The following is a 26,576-nucleotide window of genomic DNA, read 5'->3' as shown; positions in this document are numbered from 1 at the left end:
TGTATTGGCCGGGCACATCCTACTCAGCGCGCAAGGCTTCGACAGGATCAATGGATGCCGCTCTTCTAGCCGGAAGATAGCTTGCGGCCATTGCGGCGATCGTGAGTATAAGCGGGATGGTCACGTACGTCACAGGATCTGTCGGGCTCACTTCAAACAGAAGCGTTTTCATGAGCCGGGTGAGAGCGATTGCCGCCGCGAGACCGAAGACGACGCCTGTTGCGGTAAGTACGAGAGCTGAGCGCACGAACATCCACCGCAACTCGCGTTTCCGTGCGCCTAGCGCAAGGCGTATTCCAATCTCGCGGGTTCGCTGCGAGACTGCATAGGAAATGATTCCGTAAATGCCGATGATACCGAGCAGCAGCGCCATCGATCCGGCAATGGATAGCATGACAAGCGTAAACGAAGTACGGGCCATCGCCTGACTGGTTAGGTCATCCATCGTTTGTATTCCAGCTAACGGCAGGCTGCCGTTGACTGACCAGACCGCCTGCTGCACCTGGGTCAGAAAATTTTCCATTCCAGCACGGTTGCTACGGATGGTAAAGGTTACTCCGCGCACTCCATAAATGGTTGGAGTTCGCGTGTACGGGTTCGTTATCATCGCCGGCCAGTAGATGATCATCGGAGCCTTCTCATCTACGCCATGCTGCCGCACGTCCTCGACCACTCCTACGACCTCGAGCCGGGGGGATTTCGAGAACTGATGCACGCTCTTGCCGATGGCCGCAGCGGCCGAGCCCCAGGAGTCGCGGGCAAAGTTTTCCGAGACTATTACTACCGGATGCAGAGCATACAGGTCCGACCAGCTGAAATCGCGGCCCGCAACCAAACGCGTACCCATAGCACGAAAATATCCAGGTGAGACATAGTTGAACAGCCGCAGTGGCGGCTCGCCGCTCTCATAGACCTTGCCGTCGACAGCCAGCTCGTCCCAGTTGGGGTCATCGCCATCCATGGGTACGGCGCTGGCAAAGCCTACCGAAGTAACTCCGGGAATACCTGCAATCTTATCCGCGATGCTGTTTTGCAGATGCATCACCGCAACTTGATCAGGTACCAACAGATCAGGAATCGAAATGCTCACCAGTTGCACATGCGCCGGGTCAGAAAATCCAGGCTCTACATTGCGCAGCGCGGCAAATGTACGAATCATCAGCAGTGCGCACACCAGCAGCACCAACGCCATCGCCACCTGGGCCACCACCAGCAAATTGCGCATTCGTTGGCGAGGACGCCCCGCGCTCGTCGTGCGCGTCGCACCGCCCATCATCAAGGCATGCTTGCTCCAGGCATATTTAATTGCGGGAATCGCTCCAAAGAGCACTCCAGAGAAGACTGAAAGCAGGAAGGTAAACAGCAGTGACCACCCATCCAGGGAAAGCTCACTCAAGCGAGGCAGATCAACTGGGCCAATTTGAACCAACAGCCGCAATCCCGCATAAGCCACAAAGACGCCTAGCACCCCGCCCATCATTCCAAGCGTCACGCTTTCGATCATCAGTTCGCGAATGATACGCCCACGGCTTGCACCCAAGGCGGCCCGTACCGATAGCTCCTGATGGCGCGCCTCTGCCCTTACCAGCAGAAGATTTGCCACATTGGTGCAGGCAATCAGCATGACCAGGCCCACTGTCGCCATCACTACCCAGAGCACATTACCGATGTTGCCGATCACCTGTTTCTTCAACGACCGGAAATTCGGCGTTATCCTCCAGATCTTGTAGTAATGAGGATTCGTTCCTGGACCATTACTCCATGAGTCCATCCACACACCGATCAGGCTTTTGATGTCGGAGTCTGCCTGCGCAATCGATACGCCGGGCTTAAGCCGCCCGATGCCGAACCAGCCAAAGCCGGCCAGGATTTGTTTTGCACGGTCGAGTTGCAGGGGCAGGATTAGATCGAAGTCCCGATCCTCCACACGAAAACCGCGTGGCATCACGCCGACGATCTCCCGCGACTGAGAATCTACCTGGATCGTGCGGCCAATGACCGAGCGGTCCCCGCCAAAATGGCGCTGCCAGTACCCGTAACTCAGCATTACTGTCTTTGTGCTATGCGGGTCTTGATCTGTGGCCGAAAACCATCGCCCTGCTGCGGCAGGGACATCGAGCGCCTCCAGTACGCCTCCACTCACCAGGATCGTCCGCACCTGTTCCGGCTCCGCTAGTCCGGTGACATTGGCGGTGTTCCTGTTCCAGATTCCCATCGCCTCGAAGCTTCTGTTGTGGTCCGAGAACGTGAGATACATCGACGTCGAGAGCTGCAGCCCGTTCATGAAGTTTGCGAGCCCGCCAGCTCCCGGAGCATCGAGCCACAGCGCCACTAAACGATCTGAGTCCGGATAGGGCAGGGGCTTGAGCAGGATACCGTTCACCACGCTGAATACAGCTGTGTTTGCACCAATGCCGATTGCGAGCGTGAGCAGAACTGTGATTGCAAAACCGGGCGTCTTGCGCAGTCTGCGGAAGACGAGGGTGAGATCACGCAGCAATGATTCAAAGGCTACCCACTGCCATGCTTCGCGACCGCGTTCCTCAATCAGAGCGACGTTGCCAAAGGCGCGGCGGGCTTCGCGCTCAGCATCCTGGCGCGTCATGCCTTCCTGCATTAACTCGTCGACACGCTCGTGGATATGTTCCTGAATTGAGACGGAGAGATCGTCATAACGTCGTTTGCGCTGAAAAAGGGAAGTGAACCAGCTCATGATGGATCCTCCGTTCAGGCCTGTGCGGTGGATAGGACTCGGGTGATGCCGGCGAACATCTTATCGAAGCTGGATCGCTCATCTTCGAGGCGGCGCAGTCCGGCAGCAGTGAGCCGGTAGATGCGAGTGGGGCGTCCTTTTGCCGATACGCCGGCTTCAGAGTCGAGCAGGCCTTCGCGCAACATGCGCTGCAGGGCGGGATAGAGCGAACCTTCTTCAATCTGGAGCAGCTCGCCGGAAACCTGCTGGATGTGCTTGACGAGGGCGTAGCCGTGCATCGGCTTGAGCCGCAGCGAGTGCAGCACCATGAGTTCGAGCGCGCCTGAAAAGAGATCGCGTTGTTCGTTGGTCTTCGCCATGATGACTGAGTCTATGCTGCGTATACCTATTTTGTAAATAGTATTTCAACGTTCACCGTTGAAGACTGTAGGCCCGGACCAAAGGGGTGTGTCAGTGCGGGCACGTTTGTGTGCCGGGTGACACGAGAGCTGTTTTGATGCGCGCGTATATCTCTTGTTTTTTCAATCGCTTGTGTTTGGCACGGACTATGCAATATGTCAGGGCGCAGGCGATTGGAGAGAGCAATGAAAAGCACAAAGGGCAAGAGCTGGTTGGTGGTTGCAGGGTTGGCAGCGGCATTCATTACGCCGGTCCTGGGGCAGCAAATTGTGATTCCGGCTGCGACGGTTACGGCCAGCGATGCGACGAAGCAGGAACGGGTCATTGTGGTGAGCCTAGAAGATCACAAGCTTGCGCTGGTGGAAGGCGGGCAGGTCAAGAAGGTCTACACCGTGGCTGTGGGTAAACCATCGACGCCTAGCCCAGAGGGAAACTTCACCATTGCGCGGCGAGTAAAGAACCCGGTCTACCAGCATGACGGCAAAACCATTCAGCCCGGGCCGAGAAATCCGGTGGGGACGCGTTGGATGGGCCTCAGCGTTCACGGGTATGGCATTCATGGCACGAATGAGCCGAAATCGATTGGCAAGGCTGCCTCACATGGATGCATCCGCATGGCAAAAGCCGATCTCGAAGAGCTTTACGAAATGGTCGAAGTTGGCGACAAGGTGGAGTTGGTTGGACATCGCGATGAGCAGACCCTCGCGCTCTTTGGACCGGCTCCTGCGATCAATCAGCCCAATAGCACCGGTGCAGTGCAAACGGCCAAGGCAGAGCCGGCAGCGGATGCTGCTTCGAAGGTAGAAGCTCAAATCGCCAGCATTGCGAACGGAACCCGCTAGGAGGCCGCTATGCACTGGGTGTTTGAAGCGGCTAGTGCTGTGGGTGCAGGTCTGCTGCAACTTGCTCTGGGGCTGCTAATCGAAGAACTCACGTTTGGAGGACTGGTCCGGCTGATTCTGGCTCATCGGCCGGGAACCAGAAAATCAAATGAGCCCAATCACCGGAAAGGGAACGGATCATGCTTGCGCTGAAGTGGTTGTTGACCGTCGCGGGAGCGTTGTTATTCGCTGTCGCATTGGCTATTCCGATCTACAAACTGGTGTTTCATATTCTGGAGCGCCGTAAAAAGGGCAGTGAGGAAGCTGCCGAAGATGTTTTTGAAATTCCGTGGCGCGTACCTCTGGCGTTTGTGGTGACCGCATTGGTTCCGCTATTGCTGGCGGCGAGCATTGTGGTCGTGCCCAGCGGCATGGGAGCTGTACGCATTAGTCAGATCGGCGGAACGGAGCCCGGCACGTTATATCCGGGATTGCACTTTATCCGTCCGCTGATTGAATCGGTGCAGATGTTCGATCTTCGCGAACACCTGTTCAGCACCATGGCCATGGACGATGGTTCGAAGACTGCCGGGCCGAAGAACATTCTGAGCGTGCAGTCGAGGGAAGGGCTGAATATCGGGCTGGCGGTTACGGTGCGATACAGGCTTGATCCTGCGAAGCTGTCGTCTGTGCAGGCGCATCTGCCGCAGCCGGCGGACAAGCAGATGGTTCCGCCCGTCGTGGCAAGCGCGTGGCATGAGATTGCGCCGCAATATACGGTGCGCGAGATCTTCAGCAGCAAGCGGGAAGAGGTGAGGCAGAGGGCTGCGGAGATGATTGGACGCAAGCTCGCACAGGATGGCATTGCTGTCGAAGAAGTGATGCTCTCCGATGTTCAGTTGCCGCAAGAATACGCACAGGGCTTGCAGAGCCTGCTGTTGAAGGAGCAGGAAGACGATCAACTCGGCGTGCAAACAGAGATTCAACAAAAGCAGATAAAGATATCGGAATTGCAGGCCGAGGCTGAAGCCGCGCAGAAGGAACAGGAGGCAGTCGGCGAAGCGAAGTCGAAGGTAATTGAAGCCAAGGGCGAAGCCGATGCGATGCAGTACACGCTGCCGCTGAAAGAAAAGCAGATTGAGCAAAGCAAGCTTGAAGCAGAGGCTCGTAAGGAGGCAACGATTCAAAATGCCGAGGCCGATGCACAGGCCAAGGTGATTGATAGCAAGGCCGAGCAGCAACGTCGTGATCTGCTTGCCGAGTCTGAGGCGAACCGCGTGCGCGTTTTGGCAGCGGCGAACGCCGAGCGTATGACGAGCGAGGCGACGCTGCTGAACAAATCGCCCCTGCTGATTAACAAGATCATCGCCGAGCGGCTATCGGACAAGATTCAGGTAGTGATGGTTCCTTCCGATGGCAAGTTTTTCTTCGCAAATGATGTCTTCAAGAGCATGGCCAATACTCCGGTCATGAAGCAGGAGATGGACAGCGAATCTGACGCGGATACAAAGAACTCTCATTGAAATCGTTGTTTACTGGGAGCACCCGAGGGACTGGATTGCAACACCAGCCCCTCGGCTGCACAGTCTAATGAAAGCATCGGCTCAAACGGACCGCATTGGCCTCGAACGATATAATCCGCGCAAGCGGCAAACCTTGGAAAGTAGGAGCAAGTGAAGCGGATCACTCGTATGCTGGCGCTGCTGTGTGCGCTTGCCGGGCGTAGCCTGACGGCTCAAGAACCGCCCAATGCGCCTGTTACAGCAAGCGGCTGGGATCAGCCTGCCATGACTCTGGCTATGCAAGTCGCGGCGATCCTCGGTCCGGGGCAGGCGTCCTTTTCTTTACGTAATAACTCTTCTCTTTCCTCCGCCGATCTTCCGGCTATTCGCCGACTATTTGAGCAGGATTTGAAGATGCACGGTGTCACGGTGGGTGGGCAGGACAGCGCGAATGCAATACACCTGACTCTAAGCGAAGATACGCGCGAACGATTATGGGTCGCCGAAATTGCGGAGGGAAACGAAACCCGTGTCACGATGGTGAAGTTGCCCTTGGGTGATACTCCGCTTTCCTCATCTGCAACGGGAATCGTCTTACATCGTCAATCGATCTATCAGAGCAATACTGCAGTTATTGCTGCGCTGGCCTTGACCAATGACCTGGTTCTCGCAGAACCGGGGCGGATCGTTGCACTGCATAGAACAGCCCAAGGGTGGAGGCAGACTGGAGCTGCACCGATTGGAGAGCTGCGCGTTTCTTCCCGTGACGCTCGCGCGGTGCTGCTTTCCTCGCCTGATGGGCATGGGTTTGATGCATGGCTGCCCGGTGTTGTTTGCAACGGTTCTCTATCGCCCTCTGACGAGACGGCCTGGGAGATTCATTGCAGACAGGCCGATGATCCATGGCCTATTACGGGCGGACCAGTGAAGCCTGCTCTTGCGACGAACCCAGCAGGGAATGGCCAGGACGTTGCGTCTGCCGATGCACGGTTCAAGGCCTTCTATAACGCATCGCGCGATTACTTCACCGGGATCGTAACGCCCAGCCCAGGGCCTGATTTGCCTGCTTTCTACGCAGGAGTGAATGTGCCGCTTGCCGGTTCGCAAACGGGCTTGCTTATCGAGGGTCTTGATGGCAGGATTCAGCTTGTAAGCAATAACATGCTTGCGAGCGTGCAGGGCACACGCGACTGGGGCAGCGATTTCACCGTTGTTCATACGGGCTGTGGATCTGGAATTCAGGTGATTGCCAGCTCCTCCGGTAACACGAACAACGATAGTCTTCGCGCTTATGAACTAGTTGGGCTGCAGATGACTCCATCCGGATCGACTCTTGCCGTGGAAGGGTCTGTAACGGCTCTCTCAACAGCGCAGGATGGAACAGCTGCATTGGTCATTGTGCGTACGCAGCAGAATCGTTATGAGGTGGAACGTGTTACGGCGTCTTGTAATTAGCATGCTGCTGGCGGCTGCTTCCATGTGCGCTGTGGCACGCACAAGGCCGCATTATGGTGGAACATTGCGTGTTGAGACGACGGGTGACGCATGGCAGCCTCCTAACGGGTTGGCGCGACGGCTTGTGTTTGACGGGCTGATGCAATTGGACGCGAATGGCATTGCTGAGCCTGCGCTTGCTATCGATGCTGAATCGGAAAACAGGAGCCATCGCTGGGAATTTCATTTGCGATCTGGAGTCCACTTTCACGACGGTACGGCGCTGACGGCTGGAAGTGTAGTGGCCTCACTGAACGCAGTATGCTCATCCAATTGTCCATGGACTTCTGTGCATGCGGTGGGGACGAGCGTGATATTCCTGAGCGATTCGCCGATGCCAAATCTGCCGCAGTTGCTGGCGCTCGATGAATATCGCATCGCGCTTGTGACTAGCGATACAACCGGAGCATCGAATGTCGGGACGGGCCCATTTCAATTTGCCGGGGCTGCCAATGGTGTCATCACGCTGACAGCGAACGAGAGTCATTGGCAAGGAAGGCCCTTTGTCGACAAGATTGAGCTTCGCGATCATCGTGCTGTGCGCGATCAATGGCTCGACCTGAGCCTTGGACGAGCGGATGTGGTTGATGTGCCTCCGGAACTGTTGCGTCTGGCCCGCGAGCAGAGGCTGAGTGTAATCACTTCGCAGCCCGCAGTGCTGCTTGCGATTGAGATGAATGATGCAGGGCCGCTTGCGAATGCAAGCCTTCGCGCATCGCTCGGATTCGCGGTCGATCGGGCCTCTTTAAGTAATGTGATTTTTCAACATCAGGGTGAATCGGCAGCGAGCCTGCTGCCGCAGGAGATGACGGGCTACTCGTTTCTTTTTCCTGTTGTGCGCGATCTGAATAAAGCGCATGAGCTTAAGGGCGGGCTGAATGTGTCGCCGCTGATTCTTGGCGCGGACAATGACAGCACGATGCAACTTGCAGCACAGCGGCTCGCCCTGAATATGCAGGAGGCAGGCTTTCGAGTGCAGGTGACAACGCCGCTGCACCACCTCGACATGATCCTCCGCAAAGTGGATGTGCCGGATATGGACACAGGTGCTGCGCTGGAAGCAACGATCCGCCGGCTGGGTGAAACGCCTGTCTCAACGGAACAGACGGCTATAGCACAATATCAGGCAGAACATGATTTTCTTGATAAGCACTCCGTATTGCCGCTGCTGTTTCTTCCACGCGGGTTCGCAACCAGTTCGCGTATTCTGAACCTTCGACTGGATAGTGATGGAATGCCTATGCTGGCAGATGCTTCTCTGGAGGATGCGCATTGAGCCTCCGGCAGAAGCTGCTGTTGCTGTTTTCGCTGACCGTTGCGGCGGCTGTGGCAGCCGTAGCCTATACGGTGCTGCTGCGCATTCGCGATGTGTTTGAAGAACACGACCGGCAGGAGACAGCGCTTTTTGTCAGTCAATTTCAGAGAGCTTTTCAGCATCGCTCTGCTGACGTAGAGGCTGCAGTGCAGCATCTGGCGGCAGAAGAGCGTGTGCGCTCGATGGCCGCGGAGCTTGCGCAGACCGGGGATGGATCGCCCTATGTGACGGCGGCTGGCACATTGGCCCAGGATGCACAATTGGATTTTCTTGAGATCATTGGGGCCGACGGCAAAATCGTCAGCTCGGCGCAATGGCCAGCGCGGTTTGGATATCCAGAACCTGCGGTGCTGCAACCAGCACAACACGCGTTTCTTAAGCAGGAAGAGATGCCGGATGGTTCTACCCAGCTTGGACTGTTTGCAATTCGTGGTGTACACGGGCCCGAGCCAGCAGTTCATCTCATTGGAGGAATTCATCTCAATCGCGATTTTCTTGCAGACCTGCCGGTAGCGGAGGGCATGCAGATTGCTTTGTATACGCCATCGGTAGCGAACGACGATGCAGGAACTGTGGCCTCCTCGACAGCGTTTGACGCAGCCAATCTGGTTACTCTTGCAGGACCGCTGCCTTATGGAACGCGCTATCATTCGATTGTTTTATCTGCACTCACAACAGGGCAGCAGACAGGGAGTGTGCTGTATCTCACCAGCCGCCGCGAGGATAGCGTCAATGCTACCGCCATTCCTCTACGCAATGAATCAGGCAAGGCGCTGGCGGTACTGGTTGTCGCAGTTTCGCGCGCAGGTATGGTACAGGCGCAGTTGCACATTCGCGCGATTGCATATGGGATCGCCGCGGCGGGAATTCTACTGGCTATTGTTTTCAGCTTATGGATTGCCGCGCGCGTATCTCGTCCGATCGAACAGTTGGCCAGTGCTGCAGAAGAGGTGGCAGCCGGTCGATGGGATGTGCGTGTTCCAGAGCGCGGGCGTGATGAAGTGAGCGTGCTGGCTCGCAGCTTTAATCACATGACTGAAGAACTGATGAGCCAGCGCGAACGGTTGGTCCAAAGCGAGCGTGTTGCGGCCTGGCGAGAGCTGGCGCGGAGGCTTGCGCACGAGTTGAAGAACCCGCTTTTTCCATTACAGCTTACGGTAGAGAACATGGTCCGTGCTCGCAGGTTGCCGGAAGCTGAATTTGATGAAGTATTTCGTGAGAGCGCAACGACACTGAGCATGGAGATTGCGAACCTGAAGGCAATTATTGGACGCTTCAGCGACTTCAGCAAGATGCCGCAACCGGAGCTGTGTCGCATTGATGTTTCCGATTGCATCTGGCGTGTTGCGCTACTGCACTTTCCTGGGCTTGTACGTTCCGATAGCCGGGCTATGATCGAGTCGACATCAGGAAGCAACATTAAATGCACCGTACAAGTTGATACACAGCCTTTGCCCATTGATGCTGATCCGGAACTGTTGCATCGAGCGCTTTCTAATCTTGTGCTCAACGCAATCGACGCCATGCCGGAAGGCGGAAGCCTGGAGCTTTCGGTTCAACGGCGTGAGGGACAGGTAGAGATCCGCGTTTCCGATTCAGGCGAGGGGCTGACGCCGGAAGAGTGTGAGCGTCTGTTTACGCCGTACTACACCACAAAAGAACACGGGACGGGGTTGGGTCTCGCCATCGTGCAATCGGTGGTGGCCGATCATAAGGGGACAATTTCAGTTGAGAGCAGCAATGGCGATCAAAAGACCGGCGCAACATTTATCATCAAGCTTCCTCTGGCGGAGGGCGAAGGGGCATGAGTGCGAAAGCGAAGATACTGATTGTCGATGACGACGCTAATACGCTGGCGTCTCTTTCGCGTGCGTTTCGCCTTGTCGGCCATGAGGCAATTGTCTGCGACAATGCGGCGCGCGCTCTGGAACTCGCGCTCAGTCAGCCGTTCGATCTAATCCTGAGCGACGTTGTGATGCCACGTCGCGATGGGTTGTTGCTGTTGGAAGATCTCAAGTCTGCCGGAGTGAGTGCACCGGTAGTGATGATGAGCGGGCAAGCTCATATTGAAATGGCAATACGCGCCACGCGTCTTGGTGCGCTGGATTTTTTGGAGAAGCCGCTATCAACGGATAAACTCCTCGTTACGGTTGAGAATGCGTTGAAGATTACGCGCCTCGAAACTGAAAATCGTGATCTGCGCAATCGTGTTGGTAAGCACACGCTGGTCTTTGGTGGAGAGATGATGCGGCGCGTGATGGCGCAGATAGAGCGCGTAGCTGCAAGCGAGTCGCGTGTGTGCATCTATGGCGAAACCGGCACCGGCAAAGAACTGGTTGCGCGCACGCTGCATGAGAAGAGCCAGCGCTGCAACGGGCCATTTGTCACTTTAAATTGCGCAGCGGTTCCGGCCGAATTGATCGAGAGCGAGCTTTTCGGACACGAAAAAGGTTCGTTCACTGGGGCGGCGCAGCGGCATATCGGCAAGTTTGAGCAGGCGCATCGCGGCACGCTGTTTCTCGACGAGATTGGCGATATGCCGACCGCCATGCAGGCCAAGCTGCTGCGTGTGTTGGAGGAAGGCGAGGTAGAACGGATAGGAGCGGGCAAGCCGACTTCCGTGGATGTGCGCGTGATCGTTGCAACGCACAGGAATCTCGAAGAGCTCGTTGATGCGGGGGCCTTTCGCCGCGATCTGTATCACCGTGTTGTCGTGTTCCCGGTTCAGTTGCCGCCGCTTCGTCAGCGCCGGGAGGATCTTCCGCTGCTGGTCGAGCATTTTGCCCGACAGGTTAGCGTGCAGAACGGGTGGAAGCCTGTTCCATTCTCGACTGCGGCAATCGAGGCGCTTCAGGAATATGCGTGGCCAGGAAATATACGTGAACTGCGCAATGTCGTTGAACGACTGCTGCTGTTGGCTGATTCCGAAGTAGATGTGGATGCAGTTCGGATGGCTCTGCCTGCTTCGCGACCGGTGACCAAGGGACAAGAAGCGGGAATGGAAGCTGCAAGTATCACCGGCGAAACTCCGCTTGCGCAGCGAGTAACCGCGTTTGAGCGCGCGACTGTGCTGGCGGAACTTGAAAGACATCATCGCCATGTCACGCAGACAGCCAAAGCGCTTGGACTGGAGCGCAGCCATCTCTATAAGAAATGTCAGCAACTGGGCATCGATCTCCAGAATCTTTGAGCGTAAATGAGGCTCCCCGTAAGCTGTTAAGCTGGCATTGCCGCTGCTACACTTTTCAGGTTGCGGAATCGTTTTTGAGCGAGCGGAATCGCGGTGTCTATGAGTGTTGAGATTCAAACCTCCGGAGCCAGCCAGGGCTCGGGGTTGCCGGATGTGCAAACAGTCAACGATCTGTTTTTGCGCATAGCCTCGTCCAATCAGCCCAAAGCCATGCAGTACCAGGATGAGGCAGGGAACTGGCAGGCTCTGACAGCGAATGAGGTATACCAGCGGGTATATGCGCTTGGCTCGACTTTTCTCGATTGGGGCATTCTGCGCGGCGACCGGATTGCGATTCTCAGTGAAAATCGCTGGGAGTGGGCGGTCACGGATTTTGCGACGCTCGCCATCGGTGCGGTGGATGTACCGATCTATCCCACATTGACCTCGGAACAGATTGGTGAACTGCTGCGGGACTCCGGTTCGCGCATCATCGTCGTTTCCACTCGGACGCAATACGACAAGGTGGAAGCGGTAAGGGCAGATACGCCGCTCGAACATGTGATCCTGATGGATTCCGCTGGGTTGTTTGAAGCCACGTGGCCGGCGGATGCGATTAAGTTCTCTGCACTGATGGAAAATGCATCAGGAAAGAAAGACCGTGATCCTGAGTTTGACGCACGAGCCCAATCGGTAAAGCCTGCTGATCTCGCCACCATCATCTACACCTCGGGAACGACAGGCGAGCCGAAAGGCGTGATGCTGACGCACGGCAATATTGCTTCGAATACAAGTTTTGCGACGCGGGAATTTGGGTTTGGACCGGACGATGGGTGTATTTCTTTTCTGCCGTTATCGCACATCACAGCGCGTGCGCTCGACTACGCCATGTTCTTTTACGGAGCATCGGTTGCGTATTGTCCCAAGTTCGACAATCTGCCGGCAGTGATGAAGCAGGTAAGACCGACGGTTTTCGTTGGCGTGCCGCGAGTCTATGAAAAGATTCGCCAGGGCGTGGAGCAGAAGGCCGCCGCTTCGTCGATGAAGGCTCGTCTGTTGGCGTGGGCCGTGGGGCTTGGCGCTGGATATCGCGACATGGTACATGACGGTCAGCGGCCTTCTTCGCCATTTTGGAGGCTTGCGGAGAAACTCATCTACAGTAAAGTTCGCGAGGCCTTTGGCGGGCGTGTGACGACATTTATTTCCGGCGGAGCGCCGCTAGGCATCGATACGGGTAACTGGTTTGCTTCCATCGGGATTTCGGTTCTTGAAGGCTACGGACTCACCGAGACATCTCCAGTGATCGCCATCAATACGCCTAAGGTTCATCGCATGGGATCTGTCGGCAGGCAGCTTCCGAACGTCGAATGCAAGCTGGCTCCGGATGATGAGCTGCTTGTGCGCGGGCCTGGAATCTTTCAGGGTTACTGGCAGAAACTTGTTGCGACACATGAAAGCTTCGATGAAGAGAGTTGGTTCAAGACAGGCGATATTGCAAGGATCGACGGCGACGGCTTTCTGTACATCACCGACCGTAAGAAGGAGTTGCTGAAGACTTCAGGAGGCAAGCTCATTGCTCCGCAGCCGATTGAAGGGAAGTTGAAGACGAATCTGCTGGTGGGGCAGGCGGCATTAGTAGGCGACAAACACAAATTTATATCGGTGCTGATTTCACCGAACTTTGCAGCGCTCGAAGACTGGGCACGGCAGCAGGGTATTACTGCGCTCACGCGCCGGGATCTGGTGGGAGAGCCAAAGGTCCTCGCCATCTACAACGATATTGTCGCGAAGGTGAACAGCACGTTGGCGAACTTCGAGACGATGAAGCGATTCCGGCTCGTTCCCGATGAGTGGGCAATCGATACGGGAGAGTTGACGCCTTCGATGAAGCTCAAACGCAGAGTCATCAATCAACGCTACGCGTCATTGATCGAGGACCTTTACGCCGACGAGGCCACCGCACACGGCGAATAGGGCGGCCAACTCTGGTCCGCAGCATTCCACCTTTGGTCCACAGACGCTGGAGACCCTGAAAGAAAGGTGCGCCCCACGCACCGATCATGAGCACCGATCCGAAGAGAACGACGACATCGATGCTCAGACGCCCGGCGCGCGCCCAGTAAAGGTCGGGGTCGAGGTTGAGCCAGAGCGTGAACTCGTCCAGCGTCAGAGCCGCCCCCACGCCATAGGCGATGCACATGATGCGGCTCAACAGAATTGAGAGGGGCGAGTGAGCGCGCCCCAAATCGAGGAGCCACCCATAGCCGACAAAGAGCAGAATTAAAATACCCCAGACCAGATGATGAATGTGCCTGCCGCCCATCGTTACCCAGTGGAAGGGGCCACGGCCTCTCACCACGAAGTAGACAACTAAGCGAACGGATAGAAAACTGACGAAGAATGCGACCGATGCAAGAAAGAGCCGGCGGCGCGGGCGATCCGGGATCGTCGTTCGAACAAGATATCCAAGCCGCGTAAGCTGCAGCAGCACCAGAAGTACTGCTGCCACCAGGAGTAGAAAAATGAGCAAAACGTACGTTCCCGTTTGCGGCATATCTCATTGAAACATGAGCACCCTCAACCCGGAATGTGTTCGATTGGGCACTTTCTTTCCAAAGGATCTTGAGAGTTTGGCTAGATGGGCAACACTTTTGTCTCACCTTGCCTCCAATCAGGGCGAGGTGAAATATGCGCACCTGGAAGTTATTGAGTGCTGTACCTATCGCAGCAGTTCTAATGCTGGCGCCTGCACGATCTGTGCCAGCGCAGGTGGCGGTCCAAATTGGCCCTGCACCTGATTGTCCGTATGGGTATTACGAAGTGCCGCCGTATAACTGCGCGCCGTATGGCTACTACGGCCCGGAGTGGTTTAGCGGTGGTGTCTTCATTGGCGCGGGACCATGGTTTCACGGGGCTCGCGACTTCCACGGTCGGGTAGATCACCACCTCGACTATCGTCACGGGTATCATGGCCCACTTCCGCAACGCGGCGAGCATCCGGCCGACCACCACGAGGCATTCCGGGGCCATGCCATGCACGATCCGCACGGACACGAATACCGTCCTCGCTAATAATGTCTGATGACAGATAACTGACGGCGAGCCTCTTACGATAGACTCGCCGTTCGTTTTTTGGCCTAAAAGGGTTAGGCCTTAAGGATGTTGGATTCCGGCGCGCGCCCCTTGTTGCGATCGCCATTCTTCGGAAGCAAACATCCTGGGACCGACCTCAATCAGCCGCGGCATCATGTTAAAAACGGCGACACGGGTCCATGGTTTGCCGTCTCGCGTGCGGAATCCGGCTTCATTGAGACTGCTGACGATGGCCGAGTAAGAGAAATCTTGCCCGAGCAGTTCCATCATCAGCATCAATGAGTGATTCTCCACCGAATCAACTTCGAGGCGAAGTCCATCCTCTGAGATGCGAAGACCGTAGGGAATATCCTCTCCCCATGCTCCTTCTGAAGGAGTCTCGGAATCCGGCAATTCGCGTCGCCATTCAATAGAGACCATGCGCCAACCAGCGGAGGCGCGTTGCTGGATAATGTCGAGACTGAAGGGACCGGAGACTACATCGCGGATACGTTCAAAGTGTGGCATGCCTAGCCCTCCTGAAAATGCGTGCTGACCGCTCGGGATGCAATTGTGAGGCCACGAGAAGGAATTGGCAAGAAAATGAAAATCGAAAGCCATGAATGAGTTGCACACGGCAAGGCCATCCAGGCAAATACGAAGGATGTCCGGTTTTGAAAAAGATTGTTCGTCTTTGGACGGCCTTCAGCTGACCGGCAACGAGAATTCGCGATAATCGTAGCCAAGAACAGCGCAAAGTCCTTCGATAGCCAACTCGTGATCGGCACGCATAGGCAGACCGGAAACCGTTACTAGACCGATAAAACCGGCTCCATGCACGCGAACAGGGAAGCTGCCGCCGTGCCCCGCATAGTCGGCGATTGGCAGTCCGTAGCGCTCGTGGAGGGTGGATTTTTTCTCTTCCATCTCAAGAGCGATTGCATACGAGCTGCGATGAAAGCGCAGCGTTACATTGCTCTTGCGCCGCACCCACTCGGCGTTGTCGGGCGTGGTACCGGGCAGGGCTGCATAGAAGAGCGGCTGACCCGTGCGGCGCACATCGACTACAATCCTTAGCTTGCGCGCCGTTCCGAGCTGATGGATCGCGCTGCCAAGTTCCCATGCGGCTTGTTCGTCAAAACTGGTGAACTGGAGCTGCTGTTCCTGAAGAGCGATGCGAGCGAGATCGTCGGGAATCGACATAGCCGTCACTACCAATCTAGCACCGGACGAAAGAACGCTATCTCGAAGCTGTCCTGGCGCTGCTGGCGGAAGACTCAGGCAAAGCCCAGGCAAAAAGCAGCCCCCCGCTGCTGGTTACGATATATTCGCGTCCGTCGAGTTCGTAGGCTATAGGCGAGCTTTCGATCGATCCGCCGGTTTCGGCGTGCCAGAGCGTCTTGCCGTCGCGGCTGTCGAGAATGAGCATGTTTCCCGTTGCGTCGCCTGTAACTGTAAGCCCGGAATCGGTGGTCAGCACGCCCGCGCCAGACCCACCTGCGCCTGCATCGTGTGTCCAGCGAATTTTGCCGGTCTGGTAGTCGATGGCCTCAATCTGAGCCTTACCCCAGACACCGTAGTCTGCTCCGGCCCAGCCGTAGTCACCATCGGCCGGTTTCGCAAAATAAAGGCTCCAGCTTGGATGTGCGTCGACGATGAAGAGACCGGTTTTAGGGTCGAAGCTGGGAGCGCGGTAGTTTGTCATGCCGCCCTCATCCGGAGCGATCAGCCTTCCGTCGGGTGCGGGTTCTTTCTGCGGATTAGGAATCGGCTCACCTTTGGCATCGACTCCCTGCGACCAATTTACTGGTCCAAATGGCGCTGTAAGCAGACTCTGACCATTGGTCCGGTCGAGCACAAAGAAATAGCCGTTGCGCGAAGCCTGCATCAGCATCTTGCGCGGCTTGCCGTGGAAGTCTCCGTCGACCAGGACGGGCGTTTCGACAGCATCCCAATCATGGGTGTCGTGGGGAGATGGCTGGAATCCCCAGACAAATTTGCCCGTATCTGGATTCAAGGCGACGATGCTGCAAGTCCACTGGTCATTACCAGGACGGGGTTTGCCATTCAGCACAGGCGTAGGATTTCCTGTTCCCCAGTAGATCAGGTTCAGATCCGGATCGTAGGTGCCGGTCATCCATGTCATGCCGCCGGTGGTGCTGTTTGGTGTGCCTGCAGGGGATGTGCTCTCCCATTGCCATTGCACATCTCCTGTCTCCGGATCGAATGAACGTAGATAGCCCTGCAGATTGTCGAAGTCACCCGAGACACCGACGATCACATGGTTATGCACGATGAGCGGAGCGAGCGTCGTCCAGTATCCCTTTTTAACGTCGGCAATCTGTTTCTTCCAGCGTACCGAGCCGTCTTTCGTGTCGAGGGAGACCAGATAGGCGTCTGGCGTGACGAAATACAGCCAGGATTTGAAAACGGCCACGCCGCGATGGCCGATGTGCAGGCCCTCGGTTGTCGGATGGTTGTAATGCCAGATCACGTGTCCCGATCGCGCATCGACGGCCCAGACCTGATCCGGGACTGTGAAATAAAGAATTCCATCGACAAGCAGCGGAGATGACTTGATCTCAGAACGCTGACGGGTCTGAAAAACCCATGCGAGCGAAAGCTTATTGACGTTAGCGGGAGTGATCTGAGTAAGCGCGCTATGCCGGCGGCCCGAATAGTCACCGTGGTAAAGTGGCCAACTATCCGCGCTTGGATGCGCGATCTGATCGAGTGTGAGACTCTGTGCCGCGGCGCCTGATACAAACGTAGACGCCGCTCCGCAGACGAGAAAAATTGAGGCAGCCTTCAGCAGCTTCATGGGAAACAAGACCCTTTCCGATTCCGGGCCGCAGTGGCTGGGCTTACTTCAGCGTCTGCAGATAAGCCATCAGATTATGAATGTCATCATCGGTATACTTCGGGAACTGCTCCACGTGAGCTTCAACGGGAGCGTCGATCTTGAAGTGAACCTTTTCGACAGGCCAGGAGTGGTAGACACCATCGCTATCCTTGAGGCCTATGGTGAATTCATCCTGATACTCAAGAATGCCCGAGATGGTCTTTCCATCCGGCTGCGTAACCGTGACCTTGTCTTTGGTTCCCCATGGATAAAGCATGCGCATCTCAAGACGCAGGCCTTCGTAGCGGCTGGCAATGCCGGCCAGATCACCCGTGGGTGAGTGGCACTTGGCGCATCCGCCGGCTCCATCGAAGTAGGCTTTGCCCGCAGCGACATTGCCGGTCTGCAGGTCTTCCACGGCAACTCCGCGGCGTCCGCCCTTCATCTTCTCGGCGGCCTTGACGCGTTCGTGAATGAAGGCGGCAAGCGCTGTTATCTGCGCATCCGACATTTGAAACGCCGGCATTTTCTTCTCAGTGGTCAGCCTTCCATTGCGGACAACATCTCCGATCTGGGAACCACCGACGTCCGAAAGAACCAGCTTCGAGCGGGTCAAGTCCGGGCCGGTTTCGCCGCCCATGGCGTCACGGCCATGGCAAAAGGCGCAGTTCTGCTGAAAGAGCGTCTGTCCAGCCTGTGCCGGTGTGGGAGTTGCCGCTTCCTGTCCTGAGGCCTGAACCTCGGGATTGTGCAGTGCGAGGGCAAGAATTCCAGCAAAGGCAGCGCATGCCGTTGCAACGAGGAACCGGGGCGCAAACGATAAGGACTTCATCCGAAAAGAAGTGCTCCACAAATGAGGATACGCACGACAAGGTCTGCTGAAATGGCAACCTTTGATCGGGGCAATTATACCTGCCGAGGTCAGACATCCACTATAGGCCAACTATATCGAATTAGTTTTGTAAATTGCCGCAGGCCAGAGTAGGCCGCGGCCCACTATAATCAGGTAGGGTTTGCGTTCCTTGTTGACTCCGAGCAGCCCTGCTCGATTCATATACAACGTTCGAGGAAAAGCATGAAGTTACGCTTTCAGCGCTTGTGGTCTGCAAGCGCATGCGTGCTGCTGGCGATTGGTGTCGCTGGCTGCAGGCAGGATATGCATAACCAACCAAAGATGATTCCGCAGCGTCACTCGGCGTTCTTCGACGATGGCCGGTCGGTGCGGCAGCAGGTACCCGGCACGGTAGACCGCGGGCAGGTGATCGAAGCCAGCTATCTGACCACCGGACTTGTAAATGGAGCGGAAGGCGATACGATGCCGTTCCCGGTGACCATGACGGTGCTCGCCCGGGGACAGGAGCGTTTCAATATTTACTGCTCACCCTGCCATTCGCGCGTCGGTAACGGCAAAGGGGCCATCGTTGGCCGGGGATATTACACTGCCGGCAACTTTCAGAGCGCACGGCTGCGCCAGGCTCCGATTGGGCATTTTTTCTGGGTCATGACGCACGGTTATGGCGCCATGCCGAACTACTCGGTTGAGATTGAACCGGCGGATCGCTGGGCTATTGCCGCTTACATTCGCGCTTTGCAACTCAGTCAGAACGCGGCACGGACTGATCTACCGGCGGGCGCTCACGTTGACCATATGCGCGATTTACTGGTACGTGCCAGCCTGCCGATCAACTATTTGAATGCCTGGGACGTCGATCTTGACGATGATGCACCCGTGCCGGGCGCTGCCGCTGCGCCTATAGTTGCGAATCCTAACCCCGCGACATCGCCGACCAGCGAATCCGGTAAAGCGGCGTCTCCGGGAGCCGCAAAGACAGTTGCGACACCTTCAGCTTCCGGAAAATCTGCTGTACCCGCTGGTGGTGAAGCGCCTGTTACCCAGGAACCCGCAAAACCAGCGGCCACGGGAGACCCGGATCATGGCAAGGTTCTCTACATGAACAATTGCTCGGTGTGCCATCAGCCGACACGTGCGGGTCTGCCGCCGGTTTTCCCGTCGCTGATTGGCATAGTGGACAAGGATGGAGAGGCGAAGGTGCGCAGAGTTGCAAAGGAAGGAATTCCTGATGCCAAGCCGCCGATGCCTCCGCATCCGGATCTGACCGATAAGGATATCGATGACCTCATCGCGTTCCTGAAAACCAGGTAAGCACAGTGCAGAAAACAAGACAGGCGGCTGATTAGCCGCCTGTCTTGTTTGGCTGGGTAGTAATTGTGCGCTTAGATCCACCAGGCAGCGCCCGGCGTTTCCTTGAGAATGATCTCGTTGAGGAAGTTTGCGGCGCGCGTCAGGCCTTCTTCTGGCGAGAGCAGGCTGTCTTCGTGCTCGATCGAGAGCACATTGTCGTAGCCGAACATCCGGAGCGTTGAAACAAACTCTTTCCACCACTCAGCGCCGTGCCCGTAACCGCAGGTGCGGAAGATCCAGCCGCGGTTGCGCTCGTCGGTGTAGGGCTTGGTGTCGAGCACGCCCGTCTTTGGCAAGTTCGCCGAGTACATCTGCGTGTCTTTTGCGTGGACATGGAAAATAGCGTCGCCGAGCACACGAATGGCGGCGATAGGATCGATGCCTTGCCAGAACATGTGGCTCGGATCGTAGTTGCAGCCGATGGCTGGTCCAGCGATGGAGCGTAGCCTGAGCAGCGTCTCGGGACTATAGACCACAAAGCCCGGGTGCATCTCGATTGCCACGCGTACGCCATGATCGGAAGCGAATTTTGCTCGCTCAACCCAGTACGGCGTTACCACTTTGTCCCATTGCCACGCGAGTACGTCAAGATATTCAGGCGGCCATGGGCAAGTCACCCAGTTCGGATTCTTTGCTTGGGGTGAATCGCCGGGGCAACCTGAGAAATCGACAATCTCTGTCACGCCTAGCTTTTCCGCAAGCAGGATCGTTTTGCGGTTAATTTCCTGAGCGGCTTTCGATTGCGCCGGATCAGGGTGAAGCGGATTGCCGTGGCAACTCAACGCGCTGATCTTGAAGCCATGCTCCTCGATCAGCCCCTTGAAGCGATCGAGAGCCGCGGAGTCTTCGAGCATGCCTAGATCACAATGTGCATTGCCCGGATAGTTACCCGTTCCTAATTCAACCGTGTGAATATCAAATGTCTTCAGCTTGACCAGCACATCGGCCAGCGGCAACTTCGACAACAGAGGGGTAAATACTCCCAATCTCATTGTTTAATGCTCCTCGCGCAATCTCGCGTTACCGAATTTCTGCTTGAAACACTACCGATTGCCACACGCCGCCCGCCGCGCTGCTTTTGAGCATGGCGTCAACCAGGCAGTTCGACCGATAGCCGTCGTTGAATGTAGGCAGCATTACGGGCTTGGCTTCAGGTGCACCACCCTCAGCTATCCATGCGTAAGCATCGCGCATCAGGTTAAAGAAAGCATCGGCCCATGACTCCTGATGGCCACCCGGCAGATGCACATAAGAGCGCACATCGGGCGAAACCAGCGCTGGATCCTTTGCCATGATTTCGTTCGGACGATTGTGCCGCCCGATCCACAAGTCGTTCTGCTCTTCCTGTTTCCACTTGAGTGAAAGCGCCTTGCCGTTGACCTCAAGCACTAGATCATTCTTGTGTCCCGGCAGTACTTGTCCAACAGAAAATGACCCCTTGGCGCCACCTTCAAATCGCAGCAGCACGCTGGCAAGATCCTCCGAAGTCACATTAACCGGGGTACGCTCACCGCTGCTTTTGGTTGAGAAAGCTTCTGCTGAAGCTCCAGCCGAATAGCGCACCGGGATCACGGTTGTAGTCTCAGCAAGCACCGATGCGATCTTCAGTCCCGATACATGCTCTGCCACGTCGCACCAATGTGAGCCGATATCGCCCAGAGCGGATGTAGAGCCGCCCTTCGCCGGGTCGGAACGCCATGAGTACACGTTCGGATCAGTCATCCAGTCCTGGAGATAATGGCCGTGAACGAAGCTGACATCGCCGCATTCACCACGTGCGATCATGCCGCGAGCCTGCTGCACTAATGGATTGCCACGATAGTTGAAGGTGACCACATGAGCCACCTTCGCCTTCACAGCGGCATCGCGCATCGTCCGCGCTTCCTCTGGATTAAGCGCCAGCGGCTTGTCGGAGATGACATGTTTGCCTGCCGCGAGAGCCGCCATCGTTACCGGCAGGTGCAGATAGTTGGGAGTCGTGTTGTGGATGACGGAGATATTCGGATCGGCGATAAGGTCGTGATAGTTGCCGTAGGCCTTATCTACCTTGTACTCGCGAGCCTTCTTCTCCGCTGATTGCTGCGAAGAACCGGCAATCGCCACTACGTCCACATCGCCAAGACGGCGCACCGCGTCAATATGATGCGCCGCTACAAACCCCGGACCTACCAGGCCCATGCCTATCTTCTTCATAATCTTCCTTGATCTGTTGGCTGTGATCTACTGTGCCGCAGGTTTCGGATGCGAAGCAGTGGAACCATCCGTCATGCCCAGGACGAATTTGATCGCCTCAAAGTACATCTTGCGGATATCCGGATCGTGCCAGGCTTCTTCCGTGTGCCCTAAGGTTGAGTAGAACACGCGACCCTTGCCGTACATTTTGCTCCACGCAACTGCAAAGTCATGATCCTGGCGATGAATGCGCGGATTGTTGTTGTAGTCCAGCTTGCTGGCATCCAGGCTCAGCAGCACGTTAACCTTGTCGCGCGACCAGTCTTTCGGCTGATAAATTTCGTCATACTTCACGAACTCATGAGGGAAGTGACGGACGGCCGGAAAGTCAGGCGCTTCGTTGATGATGGGAGCGTTGAAGGTCATCCATGGATGCTGATCGAACCATCCGCCGATCATCTCGCCATATTCAGGCCACTTGTAGTTGGTATCGAGCGCAGCGTGAATGCCAACAAAACCCTTGCCGTCGTCATGAATAAACGACATCATGTCGGCTTTCTGACTGTCGTCCATGTCAAGCTCGCCGGTGGTGCTGGTAAACACAATCGCGTCGAAGTAATTTAGGTTTTTGGCGTTGCGGCCAAGATCTTTCTTCGTCAACAGCTCGGTATCTGTGCGCATCTCCGTATCCCACAGGCCGCTCTGTTCGCCCATGTTGTAGATGGCCGCCATGGCCGCCGAGACGGAGTCATGTTCGAAGCCTTTGGTCTGGCCGATGACGAGAACATGTTTCAGGTGAATCTGCTTAGCGTGCGGTGGCGGCGGAGGCATCTCGCCCGTAGCGGCCTGCGCGCGCAGACGCGAAGCAGGGAAGGTCAGGGTCAGGGCAACCGCAGCAAGCGAAAGACAGAAGCGATTCCGAGGAGTATGCAAGGTGTCTCCTTTGGGTTCAATCAGTGCGTTTGGGGTTCACGGTGCGAGTCGTGCCGCAATCTCATAGGCGCCGCGGTGAATTCGATGCAGTTAATTTCCAAACATTCTCAGATCAGAAGCTCTCCTCGGCAGAATGAGAGCGTGGGCAATTTTTTGCCCGGGGAGAAGTCTATCCGGCTCTCCCGGCGGGACGCAACTGCGGACTTAAGCGATTTTCTAAGGCTGCTGGACCACATCCGCTCCCTGCTTATCCAAATCGCCCAGCGAACTGATTCCTTCATGCGTCAGCTTCTTCGCGGCATCATCCCAGTGCAGGCGGATGAGAGTGCTTTGGCCTTTTTCGTAGGCATAAGTTTTGCCATCATCCTGATACAGGATGAAGTCGCCGTTTGCTCCCGGATATACGCGGATGTGAGCAATAATTTGGGGATCGTTCGTGCTCAGTACCGGCGATCCGAGAGGGACGATGGAGCCTGCGCGCACAAAGAGCGGAATCGTATCGATGGGCGCGCTTACCTTTACGGTCTGTCCGCCCTGCAGACGCTCTTTGGTCCAGTAGTTGTACCACTCTGTGCCTGCCGGCAGGTACACCTCTTTTGAAGTGGAACCCTGATCGGTCACAGGGGCCACCAGGAACGCAGGCCCGAACATGTATTCGTCAGAGACCTCAGCCGCTTTCGCGTCGTTCGGGAAATCCATGAACAAGGCCCGCATGAAAGGCGCGCCTGTTTTGTAGGTGGCATATCCGAGCGAATAGATGTAGGGCATCAATTCGTAACGCAGCTTGAGATATTTCTCGAGGATCGGCTCGGCCTGCTTGCCGTAGCTCCAGACCTCGTTGTAGTTGCGGCTGCCGTGCGTTCGCATGATGGGAAGGAAGGTCGCGTACTCAAACCAGCGCGTGTACAGCTCGGGATAATCGTCGTATCCACCGACATTGTCGCGCGCGTCGGAGGGATCGAGCAGCGGCGGATGGACCGGATGATGCACCGCAGGCAGGTATCCCCATCCGCCAGTATCGTTGCTCCAATATGCAAGGCCGGAAGCGGCCACGTCCAGACCGGTTGGCACCTGACGCTTGAGCGTGTCCCATGTTGGTGAAATATCGGAAGACCAGACGATGGTTCCTTTGCTTTGCACGCCGAGATATGCGTCGCGCGAGAGAATCAAGGCTCTGCGATTGGTGTCGCGCCGGAAGCCATCATAGAGCGCACCAGTGTGAAAGAGCGGATACACATTGAAGTAACGAGTGCCCGGCCCGATATGAAAATAGCTGCCATTGGGAGGAAGATCTGGCTCTGTCTCATCGGCCCACAGTGAATCGAAACCCTTGCTCAGGATGTTGTCGCGGATCGTGTCCCAGTACCATTTTGCCGCAGCAGGATTTGTTGTATCGATATCGGAGCCCGCGCGGTCGTACGGAAGTCCATTTGTCGGCGTGCCGTCGGCCAAATGTTCGAACCAGCCGTTTTTCTTGATCGTCGCGTAGAAGCGATCATCGGGAACAAAACGCGGCCACACGCTGATCATGGTCTGGAAGCCCATCTTGTGCAGTTCTTCGTTCATCGCTTTTGGATCAGGCCATGCCTGTGGATCGAAGTCCATCTGTCCCATCTTGGTGTAGTAGAACCAGTCCACGACCAACACATCTGCAGGCAATTGCCGGTCGCGATAGCCCTTCGCAACGCCCAGCAGTTCATCTTGTGACATATAGCGCTGCTTGCACTGAATGTATCCATACGCTGCCTTGGGCAGTAGCGGTGTTGCACCTGTTAATAGCCGGTAGCCTTCGTAGATTTCATCCGTGGTCTTGCCAGCAATCACGAAATACGAAACCCGGTTGCCAACCTGCGATTGCCAGCGCGTCTGTTCATTGAATCCCGGCATGATGGTTGTCTGCGATGGGTTATCCCATAGAAGGCCGTAGCCTTTGTTCGTCACAGCAAATGGAATGCACCAGGTTGGTCCACCGGTGGAAACATAGTTGTTCCAGCACTCGACCGTGTGACCGCGATGATCTAGATAGCCTTCCTGATTCTGGCCGAGCCCCCAATAATGCTCATCGGCAGGTGAAGCAAAAGTTGCGCCTACCTGATAGAACGGCTTGTCCGATGGTCTGCGGTCATGTTCCAGACCTGCGTCGCCGTCTTTGTAATTAAGCACAGCCATCTCCCAGCCATTCATTTCGAGCAGTTGCTGGCCTTCAGGTGTCTTGAATTGAATATCCGCCCAGGGCGCTGAGCCGTTGAAGAACTTCCCGATAGATGCCTGCGTTTTCTGAACGTTGGTTAGTGGAGCATCGCTATGCGTTTCGGTGTGGCGCTTTCCTGTTCCGCCCAGAAGAGTCACTACTATGCGTGAAGACTGATAAACCGCTCCGGCATCCGTCTCGTCGTAGGACCAGCCATCGGGTGCAGGTTGGGTAGTGATGCCATAGCCGGGAGCTGCCAAGGCCTCATTCTTATCGAGGCTCAGAGTAACGCGGATAATATTCGGAGCGTATGGCTCAAGTACGATTGTGCTGTTGTCTCGTTGAATAACGACCCGGTTCGTTGAGGCTTGTGCATACAGCGTGAACGAACTGGCGAAACACATTCCTGCTGCCAAGAGTGATCTAAGACGCATTCAGATGTCTTCTCGAATAGAAAATCGATGCAAAAGCAGTGTACGCTCTCACGCTTCAGGTGGAGCAATATGTGTGGTAAATCGATTGGGTGAATGACAACATGGATGAGAATCTGCGAGATTTTACGGCGCAAGGATGGTCTATATGAGCCTTTACTGCAGCTTCCTGACATCTCCCGTCGGCAGGCTCAAACTAGTCGCGAGCGATCAGGGTGTTGTGGCCATCCTGTGGCAGAACGACAAGCCTCATCGTGTCCCGCTGGGCGACCTTGTTGAGGATAATTCTCACCCGATGCTTCAGAAGGCTGAGCAGCAACTGCAGGAGTATTTTGCAGGTCAGCGCAAGTCTTTTTCTTTGTCTCTCGATATGCGGGGTACACCCTTTCAGAAGCAGGTGTGGGAGGCTCTTCTTGGCATTCCCTTTGGTGAAACTCGAAGCTATGGAGAGTTGGCAAAACAGCTTGGGCATCCCACCGCCAGCAGGGCCGTTGGAGCCGCTAACGGTCGCAATCCAATTTCGATCGTTGTTCCTTGTCATCGTGTGATTGGCGCTTCCGGAAGTCTCACCGGCTTCGCAGGAGGGATCGAAATAAAAGCCAAACTGCTCGCATTGGAAAGAGGGGAAAGGAGTCTATTCGATTGACCTGACTCACAACTACAGGCTTCACAAACTCGTCCTGCCCGGTTACATTTATCTGTCTCCAGAAAAAATCATTTGAATACCCCGCCAACGGGGCAGGAGCGATATGCCGATTAACGAGAACACAACCTGGTCAGACGTGGGTAACATCAGCACCGGAGGCGATGCTCACGTCAAGGATGCCTTCAAGAATGGAATAGCGAAGAAGGTACTGCTTTCACCGACGTTCAAAATGTACAAGTTCAACGAATTCCGGACGCTTTCCGCTCCCAATTCGAATTGGGTGAGCCCATGGTGGAGTCCTTACGAACCGTATGAATGGGATGGAGGATGGCAGCAACGCAAGAGCCTAGCCAGTCATCTCAAGGTCAGCATGCGTGAGTTCGGGCGCGTAACCTCAGCTATCAAAGAGAACTGGAATTCGCTTTCTTACCTTCTCGTTGTGGAGGTCAGGAATTCGATGTATGGATACTTTGGCGGCTTTGCGCAGATGGCTCGTATCGACGCTGGCCAGGCTTCCAAGCGAAATACCGGCATTGAAGCGAAAGGCAGCACAAAGAATCTTCCCGGCGGCGGAACTCAGTTTTACATCCCGAATCTGACCACCGACGATGTGACCCTGGTCAGTGTCGAAATGCTTAGCTAAATTCCGGCAGATCTCGAGCTGATTGCACCG

Annotated in this window: 22 protein-coding genes; 11 read left to right on the top strand and 11 right to left on the bottom strand. The window is 55.9% G+C overall.

Annotated elements, in window-relative coordinates; translation table 11 throughout:
* Positions 1-19: 19 nt before the first annotated feature.
* Positions 20-2,713, bottom strand: coding sequence for an ABC transporter permease (locus OHL22_RS01390; protein WP_263332431.1), 2,694 nt, complete (start codon positions 2,711-2,713; stop codon positions 20-22).
* A 14-nt stretch (positions 2,714-2,727) separates the two neighbouring features.
* Entirely contained in the window at positions 2,728-3,072 is a 345-nt protein-coding gene (locus OHL22_RS01385; RefSeq protein WP_263332429.1) for a PadR family transcriptional regulator, read from the bottom strand.
* Positions 3,073-3,297: 225 nt separating this feature from the next.
* On the opposite strand from OHL22_RS01385, the gene OHL22_RS01380 reads away from it, so the two are divergent.
* The 7 genes from OHL22_RS01380 to OHL22_RS01350 all read left to right on the top strand — a co-directional run bounded on the left by OHL22_RS01380 (position 3,298) and on the right by OHL22_RS01350 (position 13,387).
* Positions 3,298-3,954: a L,D-transpeptidase gene (locus tag OHL22_RS01380; RefSeq protein WP_263332427.1), complete on the top strand. Its 657-nt coding sequence runs from the start codon at positions 3,298-3,300 to the stop codon at positions 3,952-3,954.
* 179 nt (positions 3,955-4,133) lie between these two features.
* Positions 4,134-5,456 carry a prohibitin family protein gene (locus tag OHL22_RS01375; RefSeq protein ID WP_263332425.1) on the top strand — a complete coding sequence of 441 codons (1,323 nt, stop codon included), beginning with the start codon at positions 4,134-4,136 and terminating at the stop codon, positions 5,454-5,456.
* A gap of 150 nt (positions 5,457-5,606) precedes the next feature.
* Positions 5,607-6,890 carry a hypothetical protein gene (locus OHL22_RS01370; protein ID WP_263332423.1) on the top strand — a complete coding sequence of 428 codons (1,284 nt, stop codon included), beginning with the start codon at positions 5,607-5,609 and terminating at the stop codon, positions 6,888-6,890.
* Complete coding sequence (locus OHL22_RS01365; RefSeq protein WP_263332422.1) at positions 6,868-8,205, top strand: ABC transporter substrate-binding protein; 1,338 nt, start codon at positions 6,868-6,870, stop codon at positions 8,203-8,205. Before OHL22_RS01370 ends, OHL22_RS01365 begins: the two co-directional genes overlap by 23 nt.
* Positions 8,202-10,052 (top strand): ATP-binding protein, encoded by a 1,851-nt coding sequence (locus tag OHL22_RS01360; protein ID WP_263332420.1) that lies wholly within the window; start codon positions 8,202-8,204, stop codon positions 10,050-10,052. The genes OHL22_RS01365 and OHL22_RS01360 overlap by 4 nt, the downstream gene beginning before the upstream one ends.
* Complete coding sequence (locus tag OHL22_RS01355) at positions 10,049-11,434, top strand: sigma-54-dependent transcriptional regulator (RefSeq protein WP_263332418.1); 1,386 nt, start codon at positions 10,049-10,051, stop codon at positions 11,432-11,434. Before OHL22_RS01360 ends, OHL22_RS01355 begins: the two co-directional genes overlap by 4 nt.
* 99 nt (positions 11,435-11,533) lie before the next feature.
* Entirely contained in the window at positions 11,534-13,387 is a 1,854-nt protein-coding gene (locus tag OHL22_RS01350; protein WP_263332415.1) for an AMP-dependent synthetase/ligase, read from the top strand.
* On the opposite strand, the gene OHL22_RS01345 is transcribed toward OHL22_RS01350, so the two are convergent.
* Positions 13,320-13,967: a hypothetical protein gene (locus OHL22_RS01345; RefSeq protein WP_263332413.1), complete on the bottom strand. Its 648-nt coding sequence runs from the start codon at positions 13,965-13,967 to the stop codon at positions 13,320-13,322. The two genes, OHL22_RS01350 and OHL22_RS01345, sit on opposite strands and share 68 nt — an antisense overlap.
* 134 nt (positions 13,968-14,101) lie before the next feature.
* On the opposite strand from OHL22_RS01345, the gene OHL22_RS01340 reads away from it, so the two are divergent.
* Positions 14,102-14,485, top strand: coding sequence for a hypothetical protein (locus tag OHL22_RS01340; RefSeq protein WP_263332411.1), 384 nt, complete (start codon positions 14,102-14,104; stop codon positions 14,483-14,485).
* Positions 14,486-14,566: 81 nt separating this feature from the next.
* On the opposite strand, the gene OHL22_RS01335 is transcribed toward OHL22_RS01340, so the two are convergent.
* The 4 genes from OHL22_RS01335 to OHL22_RS01320 all read right to left on the bottom strand — a co-directional run bounded on the left by OHL22_RS01335 (position 14,567) and on the right by OHL22_RS01320 (position 18,159).
* Positions 14,567-15,013: a recombinase family protein gene (locus tag OHL22_RS01335; protein ID WP_263332410.1), complete on the bottom strand. Its 447-nt coding sequence runs from the start codon at positions 15,011-15,013 to the stop codon at positions 14,567-14,569.
* A 177-nt stretch (positions 15,014-15,190) separates the two neighbouring features.
* The gene (locus OHL22_RS01330; protein ID WP_263332408.1) at positions 15,191-15,688 is read right to left on the bottom strand and encodes a heme-degrading domain-containing protein; all 498 of its coding nucleotides are present in this window, start codon (positions 15,686-15,688) and stop codon (positions 15,191-15,193) included.
* Between the two features lie 37 nt (positions 15,689-15,725).
* A complete protein-coding gene (locus OHL22_RS01325; RefSeq protein ID WP_263333290.1) occupies positions 15,726-17,306 on the bottom strand; it encodes an acido-empty-quinoprotein group A in 1,581 nt (526 codons plus the stop codon).
* A gap of 43 nt (positions 17,307-17,349) precedes the next feature.
* Complete coding sequence (locus OHL22_RS01320) at positions 17,350-18,159, bottom strand: c-type cytochrome (RefSeq protein ID WP_263332406.1); 810 nt, start codon at positions 18,157-18,159, stop codon at positions 17,350-17,352.
* Between the two features lie 243 nt (positions 18,160-18,402).
* Between OHL22_RS01320 and OHL22_RS01315 the strand changes: the two genes are divergently transcribed.
* Entirely contained in the window at positions 18,403-19,491 is a 1,089-nt protein-coding gene (locus OHL22_RS01315) for a c-type cytochrome (RefSeq protein ID WP_263332404.1), read from the top strand.
* 71 nt (positions 19,492-19,562) lie between these two features.
* Here the strand turns inward: OHL22_RS01315 and OHL22_RS01310 are convergent, their stop codons facing one another.
* The 4 genes from OHL22_RS01310 to OHL22_RS01295 form a co-directional block, all read right to left on the bottom strand.
* Positions 19,563-20,522, bottom strand: a complete 960-nt coding sequence (locus OHL22_RS01310) for a sugar phosphate isomerase/epimerase family protein (RefSeq protein ID WP_263332402.1) — start codon at positions 20,520-20,522, stop codon at positions 19,563-19,565.
* Positions 20,523-20,550: 28 nt separating this feature from the next.
* On the bottom strand, positions 20,551-21,723 hold the full coding sequence (locus OHL22_RS01305) for a Gfo/Idh/MocA family protein (protein ID WP_263332401.1): 1,173 nt from the start codon (positions 21,721-21,723) through the stop codon (positions 20,551-20,553).
* Between the two features lie 27 nt (positions 21,724-21,750).
* The gene (locus OHL22_RS01300; protein WP_263332399.1) at positions 21,751-22,635 is read right to left on the bottom strand and encodes a ThuA domain-containing protein; all 885 of its coding nucleotides are present in this window, start codon (positions 22,633-22,635) and stop codon (positions 21,751-21,753) included.
* 216 nt (positions 22,636-22,851) lie between these two features.
* On the bottom strand, positions 22,852-25,260 hold the full coding sequence (locus OHL22_RS01295) for a glycoside hydrolase family 31 protein (RefSeq protein ID WP_263332398.1): 2,409 nt from the start codon (positions 25,258-25,260) through the stop codon (positions 22,852-22,854).
* 145 nt (positions 25,261-25,405) lie between these two features.
* Between OHL22_RS01295 and OHL22_RS01290 the strand changes: the two genes are divergently transcribed.
* Complete coding sequence (locus OHL22_RS01290; protein WP_263332396.1) at positions 25,406-25,903, top strand: methylated-DNA--[protein]-cysteine S-methyltransferase; 498 nt, start codon at positions 25,406-25,408, stop codon at positions 25,901-25,903.
* 103 nt (positions 25,904-26,006) lie between these two features.
* Entirely contained in the window at positions 26,007-26,546 is a 540-nt protein-coding gene (locus OHL22_RS01285) for a hypothetical protein (RefSeq protein WP_263332394.1), read from the top strand.
* Positions 26,547-26,576: the final 30 nt, after the last annotated feature.

It is taken from the genome of Acidicapsa dinghuensis (assembly GCF_025685685.1).
GTDB classification, from domain to species: domain Bacteria; phylum Acidobacteriota; class Terriglobia; order Terriglobales; family Acidobacteriaceae; genus Acidicapsa; species Acidicapsa dinghuensis.
This window is presented reverse-complemented; position numbering and strand designations above follow the sequence as displayed.